The 23,154-nt window shown below is 54.1% G+C and carries 29 protein-coding genes and 1 pseudogene; all 30 read left to right on the top strand.

Annotation, left to right across the window (positions count from 1 at the left end):
• Positions 1–191 precede the first annotated feature (191 nt).
• The 30 genes and pseudogenes from sufC to HY868_12245 all read left to right on the top strand — a co-directional run bounded on the left by sufC (position 192) and on the right by HY868_12245 (position 23,153).
• Positions 192–968 (top strand): Fe-S cluster assembly ATPase SufC, encoded by a 777-nt coding sequence (gene sufC, locus HY868_12390; protein ID MBI5302927.1) that lies wholly within the window; start codon positions 192–194, stop codon positions 966–968.
• Between the two features lie 67 nt (positions 969–1,035).
• Positions 1,036–1,401 (top strand): VOC family protein, encoded by a 366-nt coding sequence (locus tag HY868_12385; GenBank protein ID MBI5302926.1) that lies wholly within the window; start codon positions 1,036–1,038, stop codon positions 1,399–1,401.
• A gap of 128 nt (positions 1,402–1,529) precedes the next feature.
• Positions 1,530–2,954 (top strand): Fe-S cluster assembly protein SufB, encoded by a 1,425-nt coding sequence (gene sufB, locus HY868_12380; protein MBI5302925.1) that lies wholly within the window; start codon positions 1,530–1,532, stop codon positions 2,952–2,954.
• Positions 2,955–3,068: 114 nt separating this feature from the next.
• Positions 3,069–4,490 carry a Fe-S cluster assembly protein SufD gene (sufD, locus tag HY868_12375; GenBank protein ID MBI5302924.1) on the top strand — a complete coding sequence of 474 codons (1,422 nt, stop codon included), beginning with the start codon at positions 3,069–3,071 and terminating at the stop codon, positions 4,488–4,490.
• Positions 4,491–4,578: 88 nt separating this feature from the next.
• The gene (locus tag HY868_12370; GenBank protein MBI5302923.1) at positions 4,579–5,421 is read left to right on the top strand and encodes a sulfurtransferase; all 843 of its coding nucleotides are present in this window, start codon (positions 4,579–4,581) and stop codon (positions 5,419–5,421) included.
• 79 nt (positions 5,422–5,500) lie between these two features.
• The gene (locus tag HY868_12365) at positions 5,501–5,941 is read left to right on the top strand and encodes an SUF system NifU family Fe-S cluster assembly protein (GenBank protein ID MBI5302922.1); all 441 of its coding nucleotides are present in this window, start codon (positions 5,501–5,503) and stop codon (positions 5,939–5,941) included.
• A 37-nt stretch (positions 5,942–5,978) separates the two neighbouring features.
• Entirely contained in the window at positions 5,979–6,284 is a 306-nt protein-coding gene (locus tag HY868_12360; GenBank protein ID MBI5302921.1) for a ferredoxin family protein, read from the top strand.
• A 74-nt stretch (positions 6,285–6,358) separates the two neighbouring features.
• Positions 6,359–6,691 (top strand): DUF59 domain-containing protein, encoded by a 333-nt coding sequence (locus HY868_12355; GenBank protein MBI5302920.1) that lies wholly within the window; start codon positions 6,359–6,361, stop codon positions 6,689–6,691.
• 64 nt (positions 6,692–6,755) lie between these two features.
• Positions 6,756–7,991 (top strand): cysteine desulfurase, encoded by a 1,236-nt coding sequence (locus HY868_12350; protein MBI5302919.1) that lies wholly within the window; start codon positions 6,756–6,758, stop codon positions 7,989–7,991.
• A 24-nt stretch (positions 7,992–8,015) separates the two neighbouring features.
• Positions 8,016–8,321, top strand: coding sequence for a hypothetical protein (locus tag HY868_12345; GenBank protein MBI5302918.1), 306 nt, complete (start codon positions 8,016–8,018; stop codon positions 8,319–8,321).
• 14 nt (positions 8,322–8,335) lie between these two features.
• Positions 8,336–8,668 carry a hypothetical protein gene (locus HY868_12340; GenBank protein ID MBI5302917.1) on the top strand — a complete coding sequence of 111 codons (333 nt, stop codon included), beginning with the start codon at positions 8,336–8,338 and terminating at the stop codon, positions 8,666–8,668.
• A gap of 1 nt (position 8,669) precedes the next feature.
• Positions 8,670–9,062 (top strand): SUF system NifU family Fe-S cluster assembly protein, encoded by a 393-nt coding sequence (locus tag HY868_12335; protein ID MBI5302916.1) that lies wholly within the window; start codon positions 8,670–8,672, stop codon positions 9,060–9,062.
• 2 nt (positions 9,063–9,064) lie between these two features.
• Positions 9,065–9,376 (top strand): non-heme iron oxygenase ferredoxin subunit, encoded by a 312-nt coding sequence (locus HY868_12330; GenBank protein MBI5302915.1) that lies wholly within the window; start codon positions 9,065–9,067, stop codon positions 9,374–9,376.
• 178 nt (positions 9,377–9,554) lie between these two features.
• A complete protein-coding gene (locus HY868_12325) occupies positions 9,555–10,772 on the top strand; it encodes a pyridoxal phosphate-dependent aminotransferase (protein MBI5302914.1) in 1,218 nt (405 codons plus the stop codon).
• On the top strand, positions 10,769–12,403 hold the full coding sequence (pckA, locus tag HY868_12320; protein MBI5302913.1) for a phosphoenolpyruvate carboxykinase (ATP): 1,635 nt from the start codon (positions 10,769–10,771) through the stop codon (positions 12,401–12,403). Before HY868_12325 ends, pckA begins: the two co-directional genes overlap by 4 nt.
• Positions 12,404–12,950: 547 nt before the next feature.
• Entirely contained in the window at positions 12,951–13,964 is a 1,014-nt protein-coding gene (locus tag HY868_12315) for a Gfo/Idh/MocA family oxidoreductase (protein ID MBI5302912.1), read from the top strand.
• Between the two features lie 15 nt (positions 13,965–13,979).
• The gene (locus tag HY868_12310; protein ID MBI5302911.1) at positions 13,980–14,333 is read left to right on the top strand and encodes a nucleotidyltransferase domain-containing protein; all 354 of its coding nucleotides are present in this window, start codon (positions 13,980–13,982) and stop codon (positions 14,331–14,333) included.
• Positions 14,290–14,709, top strand: a complete 420-nt coding sequence (locus tag HY868_12305; GenBank protein ID MBI5302910.1) for a HEPN domain-containing protein — start codon at positions 14,290–14,292, stop codon at positions 14,707–14,709. The genes HY868_12310 and HY868_12305 overlap by 44 nt, the downstream gene beginning before the upstream one ends.
• The gene (locus HY868_12300) at positions 14,702–15,679 is read left to right on the top strand and encodes a GDP-L-fucose synthase (GenBank protein ID MBI5302909.1); all 978 of its coding nucleotides are present in this window, start codon (positions 14,702–14,704) and stop codon (positions 15,677–15,679) included. The genes HY868_12305 and HY868_12300 overlap by 8 nt, the downstream gene beginning before the upstream one ends.
• A 47-nt stretch (positions 15,680–15,726) precedes the next feature.
• On the top strand, positions 15,727–16,251 hold the full coding sequence (locus HY868_12295) for a nucleotidyltransferase domain-containing protein (protein MBI5302908.1): 525 nt from the start codon (positions 15,727–15,729) through the stop codon (positions 16,249–16,251).
• The gene (locus HY868_12290) at positions 16,248–16,670 is read left to right on the top strand and encodes a HEPN domain-containing protein (GenBank protein MBI5302907.1); all 423 of its coding nucleotides are present in this window, start codon (positions 16,248–16,250) and stop codon (positions 16,668–16,670) included. The genes HY868_12295 and HY868_12290 overlap by 4 nt, the downstream gene beginning before the upstream one ends.
• A 213-nt stretch (positions 16,671–16,883) precedes the next feature.
• Positions 16,884–17,093, top strand: a complete 210-nt coding sequence (locus HY868_12285) for a type II toxin-antitoxin system HicA family toxin (GenBank protein ID MBI5302906.1) — start codon at positions 16,884–16,886, stop codon at positions 17,091–17,093.
• Entirely contained in the window at positions 17,086–17,334 is a 249-nt protein-coding gene (locus HY868_12280) for a type II toxin-antitoxin system HicB family antitoxin (GenBank protein ID MBI5302905.1), read from the top strand. Before HY868_12285 ends, HY868_12280 begins: the two co-directional genes overlap by 8 nt.
• A gap of 86 nt (positions 17,335–17,420) precedes the next feature.
• Entirely contained in the window at positions 17,421–18,158 is a 738-nt protein-coding gene (locus HY868_12275) for a Uma2 family endonuclease (protein MBI5302904.1), read from the top strand.
• Positions 18,159–18,223: 65 nt separating this feature from the next.
• A pseudogene (locus HY868_12270) lies at positions 18,224–18,480 on the top strand (DUF433 domain-containing protein).
• Positions 18,481–18,757: 277 nt separating this feature from the next.
• Complete coding sequence (locus HY868_12265; protein MBI5302903.1) at positions 18,758–19,063, top strand: hypothetical protein; 306 nt, start codon at positions 18,758–18,760, stop codon at positions 19,061–19,063.
• 64 nt (positions 19,064–19,127) lie between these two features.
• The gene (locus HY868_12260; protein MBI5302902.1) at positions 19,128–19,697 is read left to right on the top strand and encodes a hypothetical protein; all 570 of its coding nucleotides are present in this window, start codon (positions 19,128–19,130) and stop codon (positions 19,695–19,697) included.
• 201 nt (positions 19,698–19,898) lie between these two features.
• Positions 19,899–21,164 (top strand): hypothetical protein, encoded by a 1,266-nt coding sequence (locus HY868_12255; protein ID MBI5302901.1) that lies wholly within the window; start codon positions 19,899–19,901, stop codon positions 21,162–21,164.
• Between the two features lie 16 nt (positions 21,165–21,180).
• Positions 21,181–22,461, top strand: coding sequence for an oligosaccharide flippase family protein (locus HY868_12250; GenBank protein MBI5302900.1), 1,281 nt, complete (start codon positions 21,181–21,183; stop codon positions 22,459–22,461).
• On the top strand, positions 22,458–23,153 hold the full coding sequence (locus HY868_12245) for a class I SAM-dependent methyltransferase (GenBank protein ID MBI5302899.1): 696 nt from the start codon (positions 22,458–22,460) through the stop codon (positions 23,151–23,153). Before HY868_12250 ends, HY868_12245 begins: the two co-directional genes overlap by 4 nt.
• Position 23,154 lies beyond the last annotated feature (1 nt).

The raw sequence follows: 23,154 nt of genomic DNA, 5'->3' as shown, positions 1-23,154 counted from the left end.
CAGTACACAATCAATTGATTGCATTCTACCCGACGGATTGCGCATTGTCAAACAAGTCTAATGATTTCTTTATCGTCATTGCGGGATTCTTATTCTGATTTTACAACGACCACATAGAATTGCGGTGGTTGCGATAAGAACGCCAACTATCGTTTTTGTAAATTTCCAACACTCAAGGAGCGCTTGTTCCAATGTCGAACGAACTCGAAATCAAAAATCTGCACGTCCAAGTCGAAGGGAAAGCAATTCTCAAAGGGATTGATCTGGCGATCCAAAAAGGCGAGATTCACGCGATCATGGGTCCCAACGGGTCGGGCAAATCTACACTCGCCAATACGTTGGCAGGGCATCCCAAGTATCAAGTGACTGAAGGCGATATTCTGTACAACGGCGTGAGTATTCTCGAATGGGGCGCCGACGAACGCGCACAGAAAGGAATGTTCCTGGCGTTTCAATATCCGATGGCGATTCCCGGCGTGACGGTCGCGAACTTTTTACGCACCGCGCTGAACGCGCGCCGCAAAGCGACCGGCACGAACGGCAGCGGCAAACCGATCAGCATCCCCGAGTTTCGCAAATTGATGCGCGAGAAAATGGCGGTCTTGAAGCTCGACGACGCGTTTGCGACGCGCTATCTCAACGACGGTTTTTCCGGCGGCGAAAAGAAACGCGTCGAGATTTTGCAAATGGCGGTGCTCAATCCCGAATTCGCGGTGCTCGACGAAACCGATTCGGGTCTCGACATTGACGCACTGCGCGTCGTCGCCGAAGGCGTGAACTCGTTGACCGGTCCGAACCTCGGCGTGCTTCTCATCACGCACTACCAACGTTTGCTGAATTACATCAAACCGCATTTCGTGCACGTGATGGTGAACGGCAAATTCGCCGTATCCGGCGGTCCCGAACTCGCGTTGCGCTTGGAAGACCAAGGGTACGATTGGATTATCGAAGCTGAAACGACGAAATAGTGCGTTGGGCGATGCTCGGTCAATCGAGAAGGTGTCACCAAACGTACAAAGAAAGGATACGCTCGAAATGTTGAAACTCAATTCCATCATGATTGGAACAAAACAAACCCAAGCGTTGGCGACTTTCTATGAAAAGGTCATTGGAAAGCCAGCCGACATGGTCGATAGCGAGAATGGTTTTTTTGGCTGGCAACTTGGCAGCGCCTATTTCTCCGTTTTAGAGCATTCCGAAATGGCGGGTAATGCGAAAGAGCCAGGGCGTGTCATGTTCAATTTTGAAACCACGCAGGTCAAAGAGGAATTTGAGAGAATTCGAACTCTAGGCGGTCGGGTTATTCGAGAACCCTATGAAATGGGGGGTGGGTGGATTGCGACATTGGCTGACCCAGACGGCAACCTCTTTCAATTGGTAACTCCATTTCCGATGGGATGAGTAGATCATGGGCAGGCATTGAGCACCGCTGAGTATGCAGTTCTCGAATGACCTGGCATCAAGCAGGTTCAGCGACAAGCCACGGCGCGGCTGGTGCCGAGACTGATAGATAGAAATAGGAGTCAGAAATGACAGAAGCGAACAAACCAACGTTTGATATTGGCTCGTCAGGTTCAGAGTACAAAGAAAAATACGGATTCTACGATCCGGAAAAATACGTATTCAAAGCGAAGAAAGGGTTGAGCCGCGAGGTCGTCGAAGAGATTTCGTGGATGAAGAGCGAACCGGAATGGATGCGCGATTTTCGTTTGCGCGCGCTCGAAACATTCTACAAGAAACCGATGCCGCAATGGGGTGGCAACCTCAACGACATCGTCTTCGACGACATTTACTATTTCCTGCGCGCGACCGACAAATCGGAACGCTCGTGGGATCAAGTGCCCGAAGACATCAAGCGCACGTTTGACCGGCTCGGCATTCCCGAAGCGGAAAAGAAATTTCTCGCCGGCGTGGGCGCGCAATATGAATCCGAGGTCGTGTACCACAACATCCAGGACTCGCTCAAGAAACAAGGCGTCATCTTCCTGGGCATGGACCAGGGACTGGCTGAACATCCGGATATCGTAAAGAAATATTTCGGCACGGTGATTCCGCTCGCCGACAACAAATTCGCCGCGCTCAACAGCGCGGTGTGGTCGGGCGGCTCGTTCATCTACGTCCCGCCGGGCGTACACGTCGAGATGCCCTTGCAAGCGTACTTTCGCATTAACGCGAAAAATATGGGGCAGTTCGAACGCACGCTCATCATCGCGGACGAAGGGTCGTACGTACACTACGTGGAGGGCTGCACCGCACCTACCTACTCCAGCGACTCGTTGCACAGCGCGGTCGTCGAGATTGTGATTAACAAAGGCGCACGCGTGCGCTACACGACGATCCAAAACTGGTCGTCGAACGTCTACAACCTCGTCACCAAACGCGCGGTCGCGTATCAAGACGCGACGATGGAGTGGGTGGACTGCAACCTGGGTTCCAAGTTGACGATGAAATATCCCAGCGTCTACATGATGGGCGAAGGCGCGCACGGCGAAATTTTGTCGGTCGCCTTTGCGGGCAAGGGACAACACCAGGACGCGGGTGGCAAAGTCGTTCACGCCGCGCCAAACACGTCGTCGCTCATCACGTCGAAATCCATCAGCAAGGACGGTGGACGCACCTCGTATCGCGGTCTGCTCAAAGTGTATCCTGGGTGTGACGGCGTCAAATCGAACGTGCGTTGCGACGCGTTGTTGCTCGACGAAGACTCGCGCTCGGATACGTACCCGTACATCGAAGTAGACGAGGACAATGTGCAAATCGGACACGAAGCGAGCGTGTCGAAAATCGGCGAAGAGCAACTGTTCTACTTGATGTCGCGCGGGTTGAGCGAAGCCGAGGCATCCACGATGATTGTCAGCGGTTTTATCGAACCGATCGTCAAGGAATTGCCGATGGAATTCGCGGTCGAAATGAACCGCCTCATCTCGTTGCAGATGGAAGGCTCGGTGGGATAAGCATGTAGGCGGGTAAACAGGTAAACAAGTAGACACATCATTTCCCTGTCTACCGGTTTACTTGTCTACCTATCTACCGGTTTACCTGATACTTGTACCGGAGGAACAACGCACGTGGCTAGCACTGTCGCAACAATGAACAAAACTGAAACTGGGTTTTCCAAGAACGCGATTGAAACACTCTCGCGCGCCAAGCATGAACCCGAATGGATGCTCGCGCGGCGTCTCGAAGCGTGGCATCTGTACGAAGAAACACCGTTGCCCGCGTCGAATGACGAACTGTGGCGACGCACGAAACTCGACACGCTGAATCTCGACGCGGCGATTCCGTTTGCGCTGACGAACGCGGCAAACGCGTTGAGCGCGTTGCCGGAAAAATTTCAGCACATCACGAACGACGCGAACGCAGGCGGCGTGCTCGCGCAATACAATTCGGCGAACGCGTACGCGCGGCTCGCCGACGATCTCAAAAAACGCGGCGTGATTTTCTGCGATCTCGACGCCGCAATTCGTGAACATCCCGACCTCGTCAAACAGTACTTGATGACGCAAGCCGTCACGTACACCGAGAATCGCTACGCGTCCGCGAAACCGCGCACGAGCACCACCGGCAAACACGAAGGCGGCGGCTATGGCGACACGATTGGCGATATGAAATTCGCCGCATTGCACGGCGCGTTTCTCAGCGGCGGCACGTTCCTCTACGTGCCGCGCAATGTCGTGATTGATCTGCCGTTGCAAACGCTCACGTACTTTGACGCCGCCGCTGTGGCGATGTTCACGCACACACTCGTCGTGCTCGAAGACGGCGCGTCGGTCAAGTTGATCGAGAACTATGCATCGTCGCAAAACGAAGCGCAACGTTTCTCCAACGGCGCGGTCGAACTGATTTTGAAACCTGGGGCGAACTTGCAGTATTTCCATTTGCAAGATTTCGCGCGCAACGTGTGGCATTTTTCGTCGCAGACCGCGTTGCTCAATCGAGACACGAATCTGACCTGGCTTACGGGCACGCTCGGCAGCGGCGCGACGAAAGCGTTTCTCGACTGCAAAATGCTGGGCAAAGGATCGAACGCGGCATTGCTCGGTTTCTTTTTCGGCGACGGCGAGCAACGCTTCGATCAACACACGTTCCAGAATCATATCGTCGGCAATTCGACAAGCGACTTGCTCTTCAAAGGCGCGCTCAAAGACCGGGCGTACTCGGCGTTTCGCGGCTTGATTCGCGTCAACCCCGACGCGCAACGTTCCGATGCGTACCAGGCGAATCGCAATCTCTTGTTGAGCCAAACTTCGCACGCCGACTCGATTCCCGAATTGGAAATCGAAGCGAACGACGTGCGGTGCACGCACGGCGCGACCGTCGGTCCCGTCGAGCCGGAACAAATTTTTTACGCGATGGCGCGCGGCATTGACCGCGTGCAGGCAGAGCGGCTCATCGTCGAAGGATTCTTCGATCCGCTGATGCAAAAGATTCCACTCGAATCTATTCGCGACGAACTCGCGGCGGTGATTGAAGCCAAGATCGGCATCTAAATTCGCAGAGGAGCCAGGGAGCGGGGGGCGCTATCCCTCTGCCCCGCTGCGCCACCGCTCCCCTGCTTTTTGATAAGGAGAACGAAGTATGAGTACGTACACACATCCCGAAGTGTTGGTGGAGACCGACTGGGTCGCCCAACACTTGAACGATAAGAATCTCCGCATCGTCGAATCCGACGAAGATATTTTGCTGTACGAAGTCGGGCACGTGCCGGGCGCCGTCAAAATAGATTGGCACACGGACTTGCAAGATCAAGTCGTGCGCGATTACGTCGGCAAGCGCGCCTTTGATGAACTGTTGTCAAGTCGCGGCATCGCGAACGACACGACCGTCGTGTTCTACGGCGACAAGAACAATTGGTGGGCGTGCTACGCGTTCTGGGTATTCAAGTTGTTCGGTCACGAAAAATGTTTGGTGATGAACGGCGGTCGGCAGAAATGGATCGCGGAAAATCGTCCGCTTTCGAAAGATGTGCCGAGCTATTCGCGCACCAAGTATGCGGCGAAAGATCGCGACGACAAAACGATACGCGCGTTCCGCGATCAGGTTTCGCAACACGTCAATGCGAAGAAACCGCTGGTGGACGTGCGCTCGCCGCAAGAGTATTCGGGCGAATTGTTGCACATGCCGGGTTATCCGCAAGAAGGCGCGTTGCGCGGCGGTCACATTCCGGGCGCGAAAAGTATTCCCTGGGCAAAAGCGGTACGCGAAGATGGCACGTTCAAATCGGCGGATGAGTTGAAAGCGTTGTACGAACCGCAAGGCGTCACCGCCGACAAAGACGTGATCGCGTATTGCCGCATCGGCGAACGCTCGTCCCACACCTGGTTCGTGTTGACATACCTGCTCGGCTTTCCAAACGTCCGCAATTACGATGGCTCGTGGACCGAGTGGGGCAATCTCGTCGGCGCGCCTATCGAAAAGTGAAGTAGGGAAACAGGGAAACAAGTAGACACGTCGTGATTCTACTTGTCTACTTGTTTTCTTGCCTACCTTATTCTCAAACATGGAACGCCAGGAATACATCGAGTTCATTCTCGATCACTTTAACAACCCGCGCAATCGGGGCGTCATTGAAGAACCGGATATTCTCGTCAACGGCGGGAATCCGGGCTGCGGCGATGTCGTGACGATGTATCTGAAACTGGACGAGCAGGATCGCATCACCGACATCAAGTTCGAGGGACACGGTTGCACGATCAGTATGGCGGGCGCATCGCTCATCACCGAAATGGTCCTCGGCAAGACACTCGCCGAAATTGAAGCGATGTCGTACGCGCCGTTAATTGACCAAATGGGGCAAGATGTGGTAAAATCGCGATTGCGATGCGCGACACTCGGCACAGACACGTTGAAAGGCGCGGCACGCGAGTATCCCAGTCGCAAAGCGTTGGGTCAGAAATTGATTCAACCAATTATCTTAGCCCATACCCTCCAAACTGAATAAGCAATCCAAATCCTCTCGACGAAAGGAGCAACAAACAATGGCGTACGTGATTGCCGAACCCTGCATCGGAACGAAGGATGCTGCATGCGTGAATGTCTGCCCGGTGGACTGCATCCATCCTCGCAAGGATGAGAACTTTGAACCAGTCCAGCAATTGTACATTGATCCGGACACTTGCATTGATTGTGGCGCGTGCGTGCCCGAATGCCCGGTCAGCGCGATCTTCCCCGAACCGGACTTGAAGGATGAATGGAAGTCGTTCACGGGTAAGAACGCCGATTACTTCAAACTCGCCGCCGATGCGTTCCAAGCCAAGTGGGGCTCGGCTGGCAAGACGGTGTAAATCCACGTCTTGGTCATTTCGCAACCCCCGTCCTCGTCCTGCGATGGCGGGGGTTTGCATTCATAGAGGAAACGATGGACAATCAAACGCTTCAGAGTAACACTGCGAACTTGAGCGACGAAGGAATGCCCGGTCAAATCAAAACGGCGTTGCGCCAGGTCAAAGATCCGGAAATCGGATTGGATGTGATTCAACTCGGGCTCATTCGCGAGATCATCCTGGACGACGCCGCGCCGGAAATCAAAATGATGTTGACCACCCCGTTCTGTCCGTACGGCGGTTGGCTGATCCAACAAGTTCAAGACACCGCGTCGCAAGCGTACGGCAAGAAATTCAAGGTCACGGTGCTTCCCGAAATGTGGGATCAAAATTATATGGAAGACCCAGGATTGTTGATGGGGTGGTAAATTACCAATCACCAATTACAAATTACAATTCGTAAGCGGTAATTGGTTATTGCGCGAGGACAATGTGTCTCATTCTGGATTAAACGTTTCAGCCATTCGCGAAGATTTTCCTCTGCTCCAACAAATTGTCAACGGCAAGCCGCTCGTCTATCTCGACAGCGCGGCTACGTCGCAAAAGCCGGAAGCGGTGCTCGCGGCGCTCAATGAGTACTATCACAAATATAACGCGAACATTCATCGCGGCGTGTACTCGATTGCCGAAGAAGCGACCGCGCGGTACGAAGCCGCACGCAAAAAGGTCCAGAAATTCATCAACGCGAAATCGTACCGCGAGGTGATTTACACGCGTAACGCGACCGAAGCGTTGAATCTCGTCGCGTACTCCTGGGGACGCGCGAACATTCACCCGGGCGACGAGATCGTGACGACCGTGTTGGAGCACCACTCGAACATCGTGCCGTGGCAGATTCTCGCGCAAGAAATGGGCGCGGTGCTCAAACACATTCGCGTGGACGACCAGGGCTTGCTCCTGCCCGAAGACATCGCCGCGCTCATCACCGAAAAAACGAAACTCGTCGCAGTGACGATGATGTCGAACGTCGCGGGCACGATCACGCCGATCAACGACCTTATCGCGCGGGCGCACGCGGTCGGCGCGAGGGTCGTCGTGGATGCGGCGCAGAGTGTGCCGCACATGCCGGTGGACGTGCAGGCGCTCGACTGCGATTTTCTCGCGTTCAGCGGGCACAAGATGCTTGCGCCATTCGTCGGCGTGCTGTACGGCAAGCGCGCGTTGCTCGAAGCGATGCCGCCGTTTATGGCTGGCGGCGACATGATTCGCGAAGTCTTCCTCGACCATTCGACCTGGAACGATCTGCCGCACAAGTTCGAAGCGGGTACGCCGGCGATTGCCGAAGCAATTGGCTTGGGCGCGGCGGTGGATTATTTGACCGCGCTCGGCATGGACAATGTGCGCGCGCACGAACGCGACCTGGTCGCATACGCGCTCGACCAGATTAGCGCGCTCGATCACGTGCGCGTAATCGGTCCACATGATCCGAACCAGCGCGGCGGCGTCGTTGCGTTCAGCATCCCGGAAGCGCATCCGCACGATGTCGCGACGATTTTCGATCGCGAAGGAATTTGTGTACGCGCCGGGCACCACTGCGCGATGCCGCTCCACGATTTTTTCGGACTCGCCGCGACCACACGCGCGTCATTCTACATCTACAACATTCCTGAAGAAGTAGACAAACTCGTCGAGACGCTGAAAAAGGTCAAGACGATTTTTAAGGGGTAATCCTTTCAGTGAAAGGAGAGCAAGATGGCAGTCACATGGCCCAAAACAACCGCGCGGATGTTAACTGAAGTGACCGGAGAATCACGCCCGGATGTCGCTATGCTCTTGGTGCTCAAAGATGCTATCGCACATCGTCTCGAACAGATTGCATTGGCACAAACGCGCTTCGAAGCCAAGTATGGGATGACTTTTGAGGAATACAAAAAACATTGGGAGACCGAAGACAAATCCGAGTATTACTCCTACGAAGCCGAGTTTGATTATCTAGAATGGGAAGCGCTTGATACGCGCAAAGTACGCCTTGAGGGTGTGCAGGCATGGCTGACGTAACTATAGATGATCTGTTGCGTCACCTCGCGTTCGCTTGTCAACAATCAACCTTGGTTGAATCGTTTTCGGTGGCATCAAGCGACGAAGACACGCTCAGTGTCCGCGTGATCTTGAGCGATCAATCTTTCATTCACGTTTATTACAACATCGCGCGCAACAAAACCGCCTTCGCCTGGATTCGAGCAGACAAACGAATCTATGGTAAGGACAACACCCGGATGGGTTGGCATCGGCACCCGTTTGATGATCCCTCAAACCACCAGCCCTGTGATGAAATAGATTTCGCATCGTTTCTGCGCGAACTTGAACTGTATTGGTATGAATCTCAAACTAAAGAGATGAACTAACATGGACGACCTTTACCGCGAACTCATTCTCGATCACTATCAACATCCGCACAACCACGGCGATATTCCGGGCGCGGATATTTCGTACGAAGACTCGAATCCACTCTGCGGCGACAAGATTCGTTTTGACATCAAGGTCAAGAACGGCGTCATCGAAGATGTGAAATTCAACGGCAAGGGCTGCGCGATCAGCCAGGCGTCCGCTTCGATGCTCACCGACGAATTGATCGGCAAGTCGCTCGAGGATGTCAAGCGGCTCGACAAGCAATTCATCCTCGATATGCTGGGGATTCCGCTCGGACCTTCGCGCATCAAGTGCGCGTTGCTCCCGCTCAAAGTCGTCAAAGCCGGCGCGTATGGCATCACCGCATGGCCCGATGAGGAAGAAGATTAACGATGCCCACCTTCATCACTGTCGCCAAATTGGGCGAGGTTCCGCCCGGTAAAATGAAGACGTTCGTCGTGAACAGCAAACGCGTGCTCATCGCGAATGTGCAAGGCAACTTTTTCGCGACGCAAGACTTGTGCACGCACGACAACGGACCGCTCGGCGATGGCGAGTTGTTCGGCGAAGAAGTCGAATGCCCGCGACACGGGGCGCGGTTCAACGTTCAGACCGGCAAGGCGACCCAAATGCCAGCGATCATGCCAATTAAAACATTCCCCGTGCAAGTGAACGGCGACGATATTCAAGTCGCGTTTGGTTGAGTGACTTGCGCACCCCTGACCTGATTGGTTCCTGCAACCGATCAGGTCTTTTTTATACCGCTCGTCGAGGGATCGGAACGCTTGCCACGAATCGCGCCGCGCGCGCGTGACTTTTGCCAAAAACGACCAGCATCAGTATAATGCGCCGCAATATTTAGGAAATTTATAAGGAGTTGCTATGACCCTCAGTAACCTAGCGCGATCCATCGCCGCCTCACCGACGCTCGCGATGAATGAAGAAGCGCGTCTTTTGCGCGAGCGCGGCGAGCCCGTCATCCACCTCGGCATCGGCGAGCCGAAGAACAAGACGCCGATGACCGCGATCCTCTCTGCCGGCGCGAAACTTTCAACCGGCGACATCAAGTACGCGCCCACCGATGGTCTGCCTTCATTGAAGAAAGCAATCATTCGTTACACGGAAGAAAATTATGGGACCGCCGTCGCTCCCGAGAACATCATCGTCTCCACCGGCGCCAAGCAATCCATCTACAACGTGCTCTACAGTCTGCTCAATCCGCAGGAAGAAGTCATCATCCTCGCGCCATACTGGGTTAGTTATCCGGAAATGGTCAAGATGTGTTACGGCGTGCCAATTGTCGTCACGCCGGAGGATGGTAGTTTCACGCCGCGCATTCAGGAAATCGAGCGCGTGATTAGCGCGAACACGAAAGCCATCATCCTCAACAGCCCGAACAATCCATCGGGCAACGTGTACTGCGGCGACTTTGTCGCGCAGGTAATCGAGTTGTGCGAACGCAAAGGCATTTACGTCATCGCCGACGATATCTATCACAAACTCATCTTCGACGGCATCCACGCGCCGCCCGCGATCCGGTATTCGAAATACGATCTCGATACAAGCAAGATCATCATCATCAACGGCGTGTCGAAATTGTACGGCATGACCGGGTTCCGCATCGGCTGGGCGGTCGCCAATCGCAAACTGATCGAAGTGATGACGAACGTGCAAAGCCAGACCACGTCGTGCGCGTCGCCGCTCGACCAAGCCGCCGCCGAAGGCGCGCTCAACGGTCCGCAAAGCGCGGTCGAAAGTTTGCGCTTGATGATCGAAAATAATCGCGACGTAATGATGCAAGAATTGCAAGCGTTCACCGGCGTCAAAATCCACAAGCCCGCCGGCACGTTTTACTGCCTGCCCGATTTTCGCGCGTTCACCAACAACTCGGTCGAACTGTCGCAACTGTTGTTGAAAAAGGCGCTCGTCGTCACCGTGCCCGGCAAGGAATTCGGCATGGAAGGACATTTGCGCCTCAGCTACGTCGGCTCGATCAAGGATCTCACCGAAGGCATCGCACGCATTCGCTGGGCGCTCGATCCAACTTCGCCGAACGAAATTTACATCGGCGACAAACGCTACATTAGGGATTGGCTATGAGCAGCGCACCTCGCACACCTGCCCAGGGGCAGGCAACCGAATTCAAATCCGACTATGGTTTGGAAAACATCGGACTGACGAATCTAAAGCAGACGTACTGGAATTTGCCGGTCGAGGCGTTGTACGAAGAGATCATCTATCGCAACGAAGGCAAGATCACGCAGCACGGTCCGATCCTGACGAACACCGGCAAACACACTGCGCGTTCGGCGAACGACAAATTCATCGTCAAGGAATTTTCGACCCAGGAACATGTGTGGTGGGGACAGTACAATCGTCCATTCGCCGCCGACAAATTCGACGATGTGTTCAATCGCTTGCTCGGGTACTTTCAGGGGCGCGACGCGTTCGTGCAGGACTGCAGTGTCTGCGCCGATCCCGAAGTGCAAATGCCGATTCGCATCGTCACCGAGCGCGCGTGGCATTCGCTCTTTGCGCGCAACATGTTCATGACGCCCAAGACCCACGACGACTATCGGCATCACGTCCCGCAGTTCACGATTCTCTGCGCGCCGTCCTTCAAGGGTCTGCCGCAAATTGACGGCACACAATCGGACACGTTCATCATCCTGAACTTTGAACGCCAGATCGGCATCATCGGCAACAGTTTGTACGCCGGCGAGATCAAGAAATCCATCTTCACCGTACTCAACTATCTCCTGCCCTTGCGCGGCATCATGCCGATGCACTGCTCCGCGAACATCGGCGCGGGCGGCGATGTGGCGATCTTCTTCGGCTTGTCCGGCACGGGCAAGACCACGCTCTCCGCGGATCCGACCCGCGGCTTGATCGGCGACGACGAACATGGGTGGAGCAACACCGGGGTCTTTAACTTTGAAGCCGGCTGTTACGCCAAAGTGATTCGTCTCTCGCCGACCGCCGAGCCGCAAATCTACGCGTGCACGCGCCGCTTTGGCACGATTCTCGAAAATGTCGTGTTCGATCCTGGGTCGCGTTTGATTGACCTGGACGACGAAAGCATCACCGAGAATACGCGCATGTCTTACCCGCTCGATTTCATCGAGAACGCGGTGGCGGAAAAACGCGGCGGGCATCCCAAGAACATTGTGTTGTTGACGTGCGATGCGTCCGGCGTCATGCCGCCCATCGCAAAGCTGACGACCGATCAAGCGATGTACCAATTCATCTCCGGCTACACGTCGAAAATCGCGGGAACGGAAGTGGGCTTGGGACGCGAACCGGAAATGACGTTCAGCACCTGCTTTGGCGCGCCGTTCATGGTGCATCATCCGTCCGTGTACGCGCAACTGCTCAAAGACAAAATTGATCGCTATGGCGCGCATTGTTGGCTCGTGAATACCGGTTGGATCGGCGGATCGTATGGCGTCGGTAAGCGCATCAGCATTCAGTACACGCGCGCGTTGCTCAATGCCGCGCTCTGCGGCAAACTACTCAACGTCGAGTACTATACCGACCCGGTGTTCGGCTTCCAAGTGCCCAAGTCCTGCGAAGGCGTTCCCTCGTCCATCCTCAACCCTGCTGACTCGTGGAGCAACAAAGAAGAATACATGCGCCGCTATCGCGAACTCGCGTCGCGCTTTGTGAACAATTTCAAAAAGTTCGCGGCAGAAACGCCTAATCATGTTCGCAACGCCGGTCCCAAGTTATAGCCCGCGCGAACTGCGTTGCCCTGTGTGACAGAACGCCCATCGCTTGAGACCAAGCGATGGGCGTTTCGTTCTTGGAAGCATATTCCTAGACAACACCTTCGCCAAAATCATAAATTGATCCGCGAATAACGCGGATCAATTTGTTTTTCATCTGGGTGAGCGATGGTGGGCTGAGTAGTTTGGCAATATCAGAGTAGCCATAGAGCACATAGAGAACATAGAGAGAATCCCGTTTTTTCCCTCTATGATCTCGATGGCAAAGAAGAATGTGACATTGCCAAAGTAGTCACCTCTTTTCATCGCGCGATAATTTTACTGTGAATTTACAAAACTTGCTTTTGTCAGAATTGACTTGCTCTATCGTTTTAGATAGAATGCGTTTGGTCGTTTTTCCGTATCGCCAAATTTACTTCACTGATTCTGAACATCCCTCAGCGGATTGCCGGAAGGGCGGAGCGCGGTCAACTCCCAGCACAACTCACTCCACCCTTGCCCTCCCCTTGTTAAGGGGCGCGTTGGGAGGGGTCAGCTAAAGTATCAAACCAACATGAATTTTGCATTGATCGGTTGCGGACGCGTGTCCTCGCGGCACGTTGAATCTATCGCGGAACTGCCGGACGCGCGGCTCGTCGCCGCCGCCGACCTGATCGAATCGCGCGCGCAACGCGCCGCGAGCAAACAGCACGGCGACGCGTACAGCGATTATCGCCGCGTGCTGGATCGCGCGGACGTGGACGTGGTTACCATCTGCACACCGAGCGGATTGCACGCCGAGATGGCGATCACGGCGATGCGCGCCGGCAAACACGTCATCGTCGAAAAGCCGATGGCGCTCTCGCTTGCCGATGCCGACCGGATGATCGCGACCGCGCGCGAATGCAACGTCCGACTGTGCGTCGTCTTGCAAAATCGCTACAACCCACCGATGCAAGACCTTCGCCGCGTGGTTGACGAGGGCAAACTCGGCAAACTATTGCTGGGCAACGCGACCGTCCGCTGGTTTCGTCCGCAAGAATATTACGAAGACGGCTGGCACGGCACCCGGGCGATGGACGGCGGCGCGCTGATGAATCAATCCATTCATCACATTGACGCACTGCAATGGTTGATGGGCGATGTCGAGAGTGTGTTCGCGTACACCGCGACGCTCGCGCATCGCATGGAAGCGGAAGATGCTGGGGTGGCGACGATCCGATTCAAGAGCGGCGCGCTCGGCGTCGTCGAAGGTTCGACGCTGACCTATCCAGAGAATCTCGAAGGATCGGTCGCGGTGTTTGGCGAATGCGGTTCGGTCAAGATCGGTGGGACCGCGCTCAATCGCAAAGTGATTTGGAAAGTCGCGGGCGAACTAGAGCACGAAAAGGAATTGCTCACGCGCGACCAGGTTGATCCGCCGTCGGTGTATGGCACGAGTCATCGCGCGGTCATCGCGGATATGCTCGCCGCCGTGAACGAGCGACGCGAACCCAGGACGAACGGCGCGCAAGCACGCCAGTCCGTCGCGCTCGTGCTCGCGATGTACGAGTCAGCGCGGACGGGGTGTTCGGTGGTAGTTGGGTAAATTGGATGAACAAAGATGGTTGACGATCTACTGGACGATATTGCGAAACGCTTACGTCCCATTTTACAACGACAGCAAGTACGCCGAGCGATTGTATTCGGTTCGCTCGCGCGGGGCGACGCGTCACGGCATAGCGACCTCGATCTTATCATCGTGCAAGACACTCCGAAACGATTCTTGGATCGGTATTCCGAATTACTCCCGGCAATTTCTGCCGTGATGCGCGAGCGCGATGTAGATTTGCTGATCTATACGCCGCAAGAGTTCGTGCTGATGGCTGAACGTCCATTCGTTGCGCGCGCCTTGCGCGAAGGCAAAACGATCTATGAGTCAAACGAAGAACCAACACGAAGCGCAACGATGGTTTAAGACAGCGGAAGAAGACTTGTACGCGGCTCAGGCGTTGATGCAAGCCAGCGCCTTTGCGCAAGCATGTTTTTATTCGCAACAAGCCGGTGCAAAAGCGATCAAGGCGCTCTGGTTTCAGATGGATGCGGACCCGTGGGGACATTCCGTTCAGAAACTGATTCTCGAATTCCCAGGTTCAAACCGCTTGCCGGACCTGAACCAATGGATTGACCGCGGCGCGTTGCTAGACAAGTTTTATATTCCCACTCGCTATCCCAATGGTTTGCCGGATCTAACGCCCGGTCAAGTGTACACCCAAAAGGACGCTCAACAAGGCATCACGACGGCGCAAGCGCTGTTGTCGGCTTGCCGAGAATGGCTAATTCAAAATGGATAAGACAATCCCGCAACCTGCTTCAACCAATCTTTCCTTTTGGCACAATCGCCGCGTGATGGTGACCGGCGGGAACGGCTTTCTCGGCAAGAACGTGGTACGCCAGTTGATTGAATGCGGCGCGAGCGTCTTTGTCGCAGATGTTGATCGCTATGACTTGAGGCATCTCGATCAAATCCGCCGCGCGCTCGGCGACGCCAAACCGCAGATGGTGATTCACCTCGCCGCGCGTGTCGGCGGGATTGGCGCGAACCTCGAACATCCCGCCGAATTTTTTTACGATAACCTGATGATGAGCATCCCACTCTTGCACGAATCCTGGGTCGCGGGCGTCGAAAAATTCGTCGCGCTCGGCACGATCTGTTGTTATCCCAAGTTCACGCCCGTCCCCTTTCGCGAAGATGATTTGTGGAACGGTTATCCCGAAGAGACGAACGCGCCGTACGGGCTTGCCAAAAAAATGTTGCTCGTTCAATCGCAGGCGTACCGTCAACAGTACGAATTCAACAGCATCTTTCTGATGCCGGTCAATCTCTATGGACCGGGCGACAATTTCGATCCAGCGCACAGCCACGTCATTCCCGCGCTCATCAAAAAATGCGTTGACGCGAAACAAGCCGGTGACGATCACATCGTCGTGTGGGGCGACGGCTCGCCGACACGCGAGTTTCTCTACGTGGCGGACGCGGCGGAGGGCATTCTGCTCGCGGCGGAACGCTATAACGAGAGCGAGCCGGTGAACCTGGGCAGCGCGTTCGAGATCAGCATCAAGGACCTGGCGGAACTCATCGTCAAACTGACTGGCTTTAACGGCACGTTGGTCTGGGACACGACCAAGCCCAACGGTCAACCGCGCCGCAAACTGGATACGAGTCGCGCGAAAGAGAAATTCGGTTTCGAATCGCGCGTGCGGTTTGAGCAAGGGTTGCGCGAGACGATTGAATGGTATGTCAAGAGTCGGAGAGTTGGATAGTTGGATGGTTGGGTGGTTGGGTAGTTTTGACAAAGGCAAGGTAATTTATGCGTCAAAGTAAGGATGCGATTCCAACATTTGGCGATAGCTCACTGCTCGAATCTTTGCTCGACGCCTTGCTCGCGGCTTGCCGCCAATACTACGCGGCGCGCCTGGTTTCACTCGTGATCTTTGGTTCGGTCGGCAGAGGCACGCCGCGCCCAGATTCGGACGTGGACATTCTGATTATTGCCGACGACTTGCCCGTTGGTCGTTTGAGCCGTGTTAATGAATTTCGGTCGGTCGAGGATACGCTCAAGCCGATTCTGGCAGACCTCTACTCTGCCGGTCGCCATGTCGAATTGTCGCCGGTATTCAAGACACGCGAGGAACTCGCGCAGGGCAGTCCGCTTTTGTTAGACATGATTCAAGATGCGCGCGTGCTATATGATCGCGCTGGCTTTTTCATTACCACACTCGCCCAATTCCAAGCCCGTCTCGAAAAGCTGCATGCGCGACGCATTTGGCGCGGCAATGCCTGGCTGTGGGATCTCAAACCTGACTATCGCGTCGGTGAGGTGTTTGAGTTATGACGAACATTTCACTCGCGCAGAGTTATCTGATCAAAGCGCGCAAGCGACTGAAAATCCTCTCAGTATTACTTGACGAATCCGCTTACTCGGACGTGGTCCGCGAAGCTCAAGAAATCGTCGAGTTGGCGCTCAAGGGCATGCTACGCCAAGTGGGTATCGAGCCACCCAAATGGCACGACGTGGGCGGAATGCTGAAAGAGTACCGAACGCGATTCCCAGACGCGGTCGGGGCACATCTCGAACGATTAGCTGAAATTTCGAGTTGGCTTCGCAAGGAGCGTGAGTTTTCTTTCTACGGCGACATTGATTTTATTCCGACTGAAGAGTATTCGCGCACTGACGCGTTGCGCGCGATTGAGGACGCCCAATTTGTCGTCTCGGTCGCCGAGGCTTTGATCGCTCCAGCGGACGATTTGTAATCACCGCAAGCGTCCTAATCTCGCGACGATCCAACTACAAATCTTGTCGCGCAGAAGCGAAATTTGGTTTCGCATCGCGCGTGCGGTTCGAGGAAGCATTGCGCAAGACGATTGGGTGGTATGTAACAAGTCGGAGAGTTGGGTAGTTGGATGGTTGGATGGCTGGATAGTTGGGTCGCTGGGTTGATAACAAGGAGAGGAGCATGAGAAGGTATGCGCTTTAGCGAATTGGTCAAACTACTTGAACAGAACGGATTCCGACTCGTGCGTGAAAAAGGTTCAATTCGTTATTATGCCAAACCGGGAATTCCAAGATTGATTCGTGTGGACTTTCATGGAAGCAAAGAAGTGCCCACTGGTACATGCAATGCGATATTGAAAGCCGCCGAGATTAGAGGGAAGGAGAATAAAGCGAATGCTTAGTCTTAAATATACCATCGTGATCGAAGCAACCGAGGATCCGAATTTTTTCGGGTTTTACTCGCCTGATTTGGAGGGATTTTCCGGCGTGGGAAATTCAATCGAGGATTGCATCTACAAGGCGACCTGGGGCATCGAAGAACATCTAGCCCTCTTGCAGGAACAAGGTCTCCCCGTGCCGTCTTCATCTAGTCATCCCAGAATCATCATTGAAAACCAAGTGCCGGCGTTGCAACTTGTGTAGGGACGCGGACAAACGCTGCTGTTCATTTTTGTCCGCGTTCATCCGCGTTTATCCGCGTCCTATTTTCCGGAGAGAAACAAATCAAAATGGTCGTACGCTCGATAACCCATGAGACGATTCGCGGCGAACATGCTCTGCGCGCCAAGCCGATTCCTGAGACGCGCATGCCGCGTTTGGAGAACGGCGACAGATTGACGCGCCCTGAATTTGAAATGCGGTATCGCGCGATGCCACATATCAAGAAAGCCGAACTCGTCGAAGGAGTCGTCTATATGCCATCGCCAGTCCATTTTGCGCAACACGGCAAGCCGCACCAAATCATCAATGGATGGTTGATTACCTATTGCGCGTCTACTCCCGGCGTCGAAACGGCTGACAATGTATCCGTGCGTTTGGATGCCGAGAACGAAGTTCAACCGGACGCTCTCCTTCGATTGATCGAGGGTGGCACATCCCAGGTCACGCCGGATGATTTCCTGACCGGTGCACCTGAGCTGATCGTCGAGATCGCGAGCACGAGCGCGGCGTATGACCTCCATGACAAGAAACGCGTCTATCGGCGGAACGGTGTGCGCGAGTACATCGTATGGCAAGTCCACGAGGTGCGCGTGAGTTGGTTTGTTTTGCGTGAAGGTGAATATCGCGAACTTGCGCCGGATAACAAGGGAGTGATGCACAGCGCGCAGTTTCCGGGTTTGCGTTTGAATGTGAATGCCATGCTCAAAGGTGATTTGGCTGAGGTGTTGGCAGAATTGCGGCGCGGTCTCAAATCGGCGGAGCATACCAACTGGGCTAAACGTTCGGCGCGCGCCGTGCGGCGGTAAGTTTGGCGCAACCGGGAGATTGCAACTAGTCAAATGTAATTGATAGCGGAACATTGATCGTTCGGATGCCGGAGATTCGCGGCGGGCGTCCACGCATCGCCGGCACCGGTATGACGGTGCAGCGCATCGTCGGTTGGTATAAATTGGGATGGAGTCCAGAAGAGATTGCTGACCGGGTTGGACATCTCTCGCTCGCCAAGTCCACGCCGCGTTAGCATACTACCATGCCAACCAAGCCGAAATCGAAACCGCGATCGCGGCGGATGAAGCCGAAGCAGACCGGATAGAACGAGAGCACCGATTGTCGCATGAAATCGTTTGAATTTAAAAATTAGCGGAGATTCGCGTTATTCGCGGATAAAAAAAGCAGTCGAAAACGATTTTGCGAAGGTATTGGAGTTAGGTAGGTTATAGGTAGGTTGTAGGTAGGATCTAGGTAGGAACTCTGCACCTTTACATTTGATCGGGCGTCTTTGGCTACACGCAAATTGCCTCACGAGTGAGCGCGTTTCCACACGCATACATCATCCATTCGGCATCGTGATTCTAATCGGAGAGCAAGCGTTTGACTTGCTTCATCATCTTTCAAGGAGGTGCTTGTGGAAAAGCGTGTCGAGTCCGTTAGTGAACTGGCTGTGCAAGTTGCTCGGGACCCTGAACTTGCCAAGCGAATCCAAGCGAATCCCGCCGAGACGCTGGCAGGTTTAGCCGCGCCGCTTCAATCCGATGTCTGGATCTACCGCGTGGTCGTCGGCACCTTGGGACTGGGCGTGCTGGTCGGGATGGTTGGTGCGATCGTGCTCGCGCTGGTAGGCAAGCCGATTCCCGAAGTGCTGATTGCTTTGGGGTCTGCCGCCATCGGCGCACTCGCAGGATTGCTCGCCCCCTCGCCGGCAAACAAGTAACGGCGCAGGCATCCCGCCGTACATGCGGATGTCAGACAACAAACTCACTCGAAGGAGACACACGGTGGCAAAAACCAAGTTGAACCCGATTCTGGAACAGGTGCGAGGTCAAGTGGGCGATTTGGTCTTCAAGCGTTACAATGGCGAGACAGTCCTCACGCGCAAGCCGGACATGGAGGGACGCGAGGCGACCGAAGCGCAGTTGGCGGCACGGGAGAAATTCCGTCAAGCCACGTTGTATGGCAAAATGGTCATGGCGGACCCGGACACCAAGACGCTGTACGAGGAAGAGGCACAGGATCGTGGCGTGCCGGTCTTTAGTTTGACCGTCGCCGACTTTTACAACGCCCCCGCAGTAGATGAAGTAGACTTGTCTGCCTACGCGGGCAAAGTGGGGGACGAGATCAGCGTGCACGCACACGATGACTTTGCGGTCGTCGGCGTCGCGGTGGCGATTGCGCGTACGGATGGGCAAGCCATCGAAGCTGGCGACGCGGTGGAAACACCGCCGGGCAGTGGTCGCTGGGTCTATACCGCCAAACAAGCGGTACCGACCGGTACAGCAGTGCGTGTGAATGTAACTGCCAAGGATCACCCCGGCCACACGAGCACGAAATCCACTGACAAGGTGTAGTGCGCATCTCTTCGCAAGTAGGCAGGTGTAGTTCTTAACTTTGACCCTGAACGAAGAGAGCACGTGCTTCGACACGCGGCGAGGCGCGTGCTCTCAATAATCCAAACGCAAATCAATCGCGACTAGTGTTTTTGAGCAAATAGAGATCGGACGAATTTGGATTGGTGGGCTGTTTGGGCGCGGTTCATATCGAGTGCTCTCATGTTTAACACCATGATTCTGCGATTCAAATCGAATCCACTGTGGCTAGCATTCATTCTGATAAGCGCGCTTGGAGTTTTCCAGGCGCGTCTTGTTGCGGGTGAGTTTCTTTTCAACGTGGACCAGGTTGCAGTTACTCAGAAACTGGTTGCCGCCGATCTGTATCGCGGGATCGAATGTGGTACTGTGCGTACAGCGGATTCAACGCGTTCATTGCTCTCCATGGCAATCGCGCTTAACCCGGACGATGCGCGCGCGACCTATCGCATTGGCACACTCGCTTGGCTCGAAGGCAATTGCGAATCTGCGCTGGCGTACTGGCAAGCGAGCGCGAACGAAAACACTTCAATCAGCGCGCGAGCAAGTGTCGCCTTGGCGCGCGGCTTGCTTCGTCTGCGAATGCGCGAACCCGCTATCGAGATTGCGCGGCAAGCAAAATTAGAATCCTACTTTTATCAGCTGGGGTATAGCCGCGAGATTGCCGGCGATGCTCCCGCCGCCATTGACTTGTACTCGTTTGCATTGGAGGTGCGCCCAACCTATGAAACGGCAAACCGACTGGCACGCGTGTACGAGGGACAAAAGAATACTCAAGCAGAACGCGGCCTCTGGTTGAAAATGATTGCCGAGTCGCCATCTGGCAGTATGTTGCATTCGATCGCGACGGCAGAGATTGCCGCGCAAGATCGCGAGTGGGATACGTTGTTTGATGCGTCTACCCGCGCGGCACAAGCCACCCAAAACATACATATTCAATTTGATTTGTATCTACGCTTGGGGCGCGCAATGGAAGAAGGCAAGCAGAGCGAACGCGCGATTCTCGCGTACGAAAAAGCAATTGAGATTGCGCCGGGCGATTCCTCGGAACCATACACCTCACTCGCAAGAATATTCCTTGCTAACAAAGATTACGCAAAAGCAAACGATTGGGCAGACCGTGTGGTTGCCCTTTTTCCGCGTGATCCCTGGGCATACATTCGCGCGGCAGAGGTGGCAGAAGGGTTGAATAATCAGAATCAAGCACGACAAAGATTTGACGTGGCGCTCCAAATCGCGCCGCAGCACCTCGGAACACTTTGGTCAACAGCGATGTTTGAGAACCGGCAAGGCAACCGCACGATCGCACTCACTTTGCTGGAGCGAGCAAGCACGCTTACTCCTTCTTGTGAGTCCTGGAGACTGATAGCAGAGGGGTACACTCGGCTAGGTGAGTCTCAACGTGCCACCCCCTTCCAACAATTGTTTTCTTCGAACTGTTCGCGTTAATGTGTAGCAACCTTGAATGAATCAAATTATCCCCTCACGATTCCGTACACTTTCCTTTAATCATTTTATCAAGCAAACAATTCAGATTTGGCGGGCCAAGTCTGCCCAAGATTTTTTGTTGACAGCAGGAAGTAATTTCGCTGTAACAGTCTTTACGGCTATGGGCGGAATTCTGGCGGCGCGCCTTTTAGGACCAGAAGGCCGCGGCGAGTTTGCCGTGGCAATTGTTTGGGCGGCGGTACTTAGCGCAATCGCAACGATAGGACTGCCACAGGCATTAACTTTTTTTGTAGCGCGCGACCCATCGGCGGTTGGAACGATTTTTTCTACCACGCTGATGATTTGGTTAGTCCAGAGTAGTATCGCCTTGCTGAGTGGCTGGGTCGCGATTGATTTGCTCTTGGCGCACTTGCGGTCCCCCGCAACCGAATCCACGCGATTATACTTGTTCTCTATTCCCCCAGTAATACTGACGACTTATCTAAGCACAATGGCACAAGGGCTAAAACGCTTTGGATTATTCAACGCGATACGACTGGCAGCGTCCATCACTTATCCACTAAGCATAGGATTAGGAATACTCCTTGGTTTGAATCGCACAGTGGAAATCGTCGCATTGATGTTGTCGTTCCTTGTCTTCAGCGCGCTTGTCCAGTTCGGTATATTTCTCATGTGTGTCCGGCCGGTGTGGAGTGTGGAAACTGTGTGGGCAAAACATTTGTTGGCGTACGGGACCAAATCGTATTGGGGAAGTTTGTCATGGGTAGCCAATGCGCGCTTGGATCAGTTTGTTATGAGTGCAATTGTGGGGATGGACGCTTTAGGACAGTACGCTGTTGCGGTTTCGTACTCCAATGTTCTGTTTCCCGTTACAGGTGCGTTCGCCACGATTCTTTTCCCGCGTGTTGCAGAGGATCAGCAAAATGCAGGTGCACGAATCCTCCGAATCTTGAAATTGAATTTGGGTGTTTCTGTTACAGGAGCACTAGCACTAGGTATTATCTGTTCAGTGGCGTTACCGTTCTTGTTTGGTTCGAGATTCACCCTGGCAGTCAACTCTGCCCTCGTCTTGTTGCTGGGAACCGTTTTTCTTAGTGCCAACTATGTTTTGAGCGACGGATTGCGCGGTCTGGGGCGACCTTTCGCTACCACAATAGCCGAAATCGCCGGACTCTTGGTCACTTTAGTGGGCTTGATTGCTTTGCTCCCTTATTTTGGCATTCTTGGTGCGGCGATAACATCCGTTGCAAGTTATATGACTGTATTCATCATTCTTTATTGGGCAGTTCGTACATGAAAAATCCAAGCCAAGCAAACCCGCAGGCAACTTGGGAAGAATATTATGGGACAGCTTTGTCACTCGCCGCGTTCCATAACACAGTATCAGGACAATTCCATTTTATCCAAACTGCTCTCGGTCATGATCTCAGAAATCGCAGGATTCTGGAGGTCGGTTGCGCCAATGCCTATCTTGGAATGTACCTTGCAAGCATTGGCGCTCGTTATGTTGGGGTGGACTTGTCGTTTGATCTACTTTCTCAATCAAGAGACTGGTCTAGCAAATCCGTCCGATTGGATTTGATGCAAGGGGACCTGCTTTCCTTGCCTTTTCAGAAAGGTACTTTTGACTTGATTTACAGTCAGGGACTATTGGAGCATTTCGATCCACCAGTTATTACCGCCGCTCTTCGTGAATCTCTTCGCGTTAGTCGCCTGGTTGCCTTTTCAGTTCCAACATGCTACTGGCGTGGTGGTTTACGTGGTGATGAACGCCTATTGTCCGTTAAGAAGTGGCTGGACTTGGTTGGCGGTCTTGGTGTTGTGGATGTGACGGGACAAGCACATTACAATCTGCTGGGTCGTATTCTGGGTTTTGTGGAACGCCGATTTGCATACAAACGGAATCGTACCCTATGGGTGATTAGGCAGACACTCGTACGTTTATCGCCCGGTGAACTTTATATTGTACTTGCTTCAGAGGGCTCTTGAA

The organism is Chloroflexota bacterium, assembly GCA_016219275.1.
Lineage (GTDB): Bacteria > Chloroflexota > Anaerolineae > UBA4142 > UBA4142 > JACRBM01.
The sequence above is the reverse complement of the archived record's forward strand: the minus strand, read 5'-3'. Positions and strand labels throughout refer to the sequence as shown.